Source organism: Streptacidiphilus sp. EB129, from assembly GCF_041262645.1.
GTDB lineage: Bacteria > Actinomycetota > Actinomycetes > Streptomycetales > Streptomycetaceae > Streptacidiphilus.
Genome location: NZ_JBGCCS010000090.1, coordinates 1 through 3,930 on the forward strand (window position 1 = coordinate 1; position 3,930 = coordinate 3,930).

The following is a 3,930-nucleotide window of genomic DNA, read 5'->3' on the forward strand; positions in this document are numbered from 1 at the left end:
GGGATGGCTGCGGGTGTGGGGGTTGCGGAGCGTCAGCGTCGTGGTGGGGTGAGGGGTATGGACCCGGAGCTTGCCATTCAAGCGCTGGGGATGGTGGCGGCCGGGCCGGACGCCACGGTGATGGTCGCGGACATCGACTGGAGCCATTTCGCCGCCCGCCCGACGCCTTTGCTGAGCCACCTGATCCCGTCTGCTGGGGCCGCGGCCCCGGAGATCCTGCCAGGCCAGGCCGATGACCTGGCCGCCCGCCTGAAGGACCTCACACCGCCGCAGCAGGAACGTCTGCTGATCGATCTGGTGTGCCGGCAGGCGGCCTCCGTACTCGGCCATGGGGCCGCCCACATGGTGGAGGAGACCCGAGCCTTCAGCGATTTGGGCTTCGACTCGCTGACCGCGGTGGAGTTCCGCAACAGCCTGTCGGTCGCCACGGGTCTGAGGCTGTCGCCGACAGCGGTGTTCGACTTCCCGACTCCGGTCGCGTTGTCGGGTCATCTGCTGGCGGAGCTGACCGTCACCGAAGAGCCGGGCCAGCCGCCCGTCCTGGACGGCCTCGACCAGCTCGAAGCAGCGATTCTGGAGATTTCCCCAGATGATGGCCTGCGAGCCGCTGTCCGCACCCGCTTGCATGTGATGCTTTCGAAGCTCGACAAGCCCGGTAGCGACGAGGCCGACTCGGCCTCCACGAGGCTTGAGTCGGCGACGGACGACGAGATCTTCCAGTTCATCCACGAGGAGCTCGGCCGCTCGTGAGGTGAAGTGGGCGAACACGGTGAGGTGGCCCATGAACGAGGACAAGCTTCGCGACTATCTCAAGTGGTCCACCAGCGAACTTCACCAGACGCGCCAACGAGTACGAGAGCTTGAGGACGCGCAGCGGGAACCGATAGCCATCGTGGCGATGAGCTGTCGGTTCCCGGGCGGCGTCACCACCCCCGAGGCGCTGTGGCAGCTGGTCGCCGACGGTCGGGACGGCATTGTCGACTTTCCCTCCGACCGCGGCTGGGACCTCGACCGCCTTTTCGACGCCGACCCGGACCAGCCGGGAACCTCGTACACGCGCTTCGGCGCCTTCCTCGACTCGGCCGCCGACTTCGACGCGGACCTGTTCGGGATCTCGCCGCGCGAGGCGCTGGCGATGGATCCGCAGCAGCGCCTGCTGCTGGAGACCGCCTGGGAGCTGTTCGAGCGCGCAGGCGTGGACCCCCAGTCCGTTCGTGGCAGCGCGACCGGCGTCTTCGTCGGCACGAACGGCCAGGAGTACCTGAACCTGCTCACGAACGCCGAGGAGAACGTCGAGGGCTACCTCGGCACCGGCAACGCGGCCAGTGTGGTCTCCGGACGCCTCTCCTACACGTTCGGGCTCGAAGGCCCCGCGATGACCGTGGACACGGCATGCTCCGCCTCGCTGGTGGCGCTGCACCTGGCGGTGCAGGCGCTGCGGCGCGGCGAGTGCTCGCTCGCGCTCGCCGGCGGCGTCACGGTGATGTCCACGCCAGGCGTGTTTGTCGAGTTCAGCCGACAGCGGGGTCTGTCCGTCGACGGGCGGATCAAGGCGTTCTCGGACGACGCGGACGGCACCGGCTGGGGTGAGGGCGTCGGATTGCTCCTGGTCGAGCGTCTGTCGGACGCGCGGCGCAACGGGCACCCCGTGCTGGCCGTCCTCCGTGGCTCGGCGGTCAACCAGGACGGCGCGTCGAACGGCCTGACCGCCCCCAACGGTCCGTCGCAGCAGCGCGTGATTCGTGCCGCGCTCGCCGATGCCGGCCTGTCCGCCACTGAGGTGGATGTGGTGGAGGCGCATGGTACGGGGACGTCGTTGGGTGATCCGATTGAGGCTCAGGCGTTGTTGGCGACGTATGGGCAGGGTCGTGATTCGGGCAGTCCGTTGTGGTTGGGGTCGGTGAAGTCGAATCTGGGTCATACGCAGGCTGCTGCTGGTGTGGCGGGTGTGATCAAGATGGTGCAGGCGATGCGGGCTGGTGTGCTGCCCAAGACGCTGCATGTCTCTGAGCCCTCGACGCACGTGGACTGGTCGGCGGGCGAGGTCCAGCTGCTGACGGAGGCCCGGGCCTGGCCCGAGGTGGACCGTCCGCGGCGCGTCGGTGTGTCGGCTTTCGGTGTCTCCGGTACTAACGCGCATGTCGTGCTCGAACAGGCCTCCGAGCCGGAGGTCGTTGAGCCCGTGCAGTGGACGGGCGCAGTCGTGCCGTGGGTGCTGTCGGGGCGTACGGAGGAGGCGTTGCGGTCGGCTGCGGGTCGGTTGCGGGACTCGGCTGGCGAGTTGGATCCGGTGGATGTGGGGTTTTCGTTGGCGTCGGGTCGTGCGGCGTTGGAGTATCGGGCGGTGGTGCTGGGTGGGGGTCGTGAGGAGTTGCTGGCCGGGTTGGGTGACCTGGCGGTGCGTGGTGTGGTGCGTTCGGGTCGGTCGGCGGTGTTGTTCACGGGTCAGGGTGCGCAGTGGGCGGGGATGGGGCGTGAGCTGTATGCCGCGTTCCCAGTGTTCGCGGCTGCGTTGGATGAGGTGTGTGCGCAGTTCGGCCCTGACTTGCGTGAGGTGATGTTCGGCGGGGTGGGTCTGGATGAGACGGGGTGGACGCAGCCGGCGTTGTTCGCGTTCGAGGTGGCTGCGTACCGTCTGGTCGAGTCGTGGGGTGTGGAGGCCGACTACCTTCTGGGTCATTCGATCGGTGAGTTGGCGGCGGCGTATGTGGCGGGGGTGTGGTCGCTGTCGGACGCCTGCCGGGTGGTGGCTGCGCGGGGTCGGTTGATGCAGGCGTTGCCTGCGGGTGGTGCGATGGTCGCGGTCGAGGCGAGCGAGGACGAGGTACTGCCCCGGCTCACCGACGGGGTGAGTATCGCTGCGGTCAACGGTCCCACCTCGGTGGTGGTTTCGGGTGACGAGGACGAGGTCGAGCGCATCGCCGCGCACTTCACCGCGATCGGCCGCCGGACCCGGCGGCTGCGGGTGAGTCATGCGTTCCACTCCTCCCGGATGGACGGGATGCTGAGTGACTTCCGTGCGGTGCTTGAGGGCGTTGAGTTCTCGCGTCCGCGGATCGACATCGTGTCGAATGTGACGGGTCGTCTGGCTACGGCTGACGAGTTGATGTCGCCGGCGTACTGGGTGTCTCAGGTTCGTCGGGCGGTTCGCTTCGCTGATGGTGTGGGGGTGTTGGTGGAGCGTGGGGTGACGCGCTTCGTGGAGGTCGGACCTGACGGGGTGCTGGCCGCATTGACGGCTGACCTGGTCGACGGGACAGCTGTGTCCATCGCCCGGCGTGAGCGTGAGGCGGAGCGGACCGCGCTGGAAGCCCTGGGACGGCTGTACGTGACCGGCGCGCGTGTCGATTGGACGGCGGTGGTCGGTGCGGGTCAGCGCGTTGACCTGCCGACGTATTCGTTCCAGCACCAGCGGTACTGGCCCACGTTGAAGACGGGCGCGGCCGAGGACGGGTTCTGGAACGAGGTCGAGGACCAGGACTTGGTGTCGTTGGGTGTGGAGTTGGGTTTGGGTGGTGGGGTGTTGGAGGAGGTGGTTCCGGCGTTGTCGGCGTGGCGTCGCCGGCGCGTGGAGCGCGGGCGGGTGGGGTCGTGGGTGTATCGGGAGGTGTGGCGTAGCGTGGAGTCGGCTGGTGGGGTGGTGGGGCGTTGGTTGGTGGTGGGGGGTGCGGGTGTTGATGTGTCGGATGCGGTCGGTGGGTTGAGTGCGTTGGGTGAGGTTGTGGTTGTTGGTTTGCCGGAAGGTGTGGATCGGGCTGGCGTGGTGGGCTTGTTGGATGGTGTGGGTGAGGGGCTCGTCGGCGTGATGTTGGTGCCGGGGTCTGTGGTTGAGGCCTTGGTGGTGGTGCAGGGGTTGGGTGATGTGGGTGTGGGTGTGCCGTTGTGGGTGGTGACGCAGGGGGGTGTGTGTGCGGTTGAGGGTGATGTGGT

General features: G+C 68.0%; 2 protein-coding genes. Both read left to right on the forward strand.

Annotation, left to right across the window (positions count from 1 at the left end):
• The first annotated feature begins 57 nt into the window (after nucleotides 1–57).
• Entirely contained in the window at nucleotides 58–750 is a 693-nt protein-coding gene (locus tag ABH925_RS37480; RefSeq protein ID WP_370156087.1) for a phosphopantetheine-binding protein, read from the forward strand.
• A gap of 19 nt (nucleotides 751–769) precedes the next feature.
• Nucleotides 770–3,930: type I polyketide synthase (locus ABH925_RS37485; protein WP_370156088.1), on the forward strand; the 3,161-nt coding region annotated here is incomplete at its 3' end.

What these genes read in the sequence shown, in the direction of transcription:
- ABH925_RS37480 (WP_370156087.1), top strand. Translation starts at nt 58, where the DNA reads ATGGACCCGGAGCTTGCCATTCAAGCGCTGGGGATGGTGGCGGCCGGG.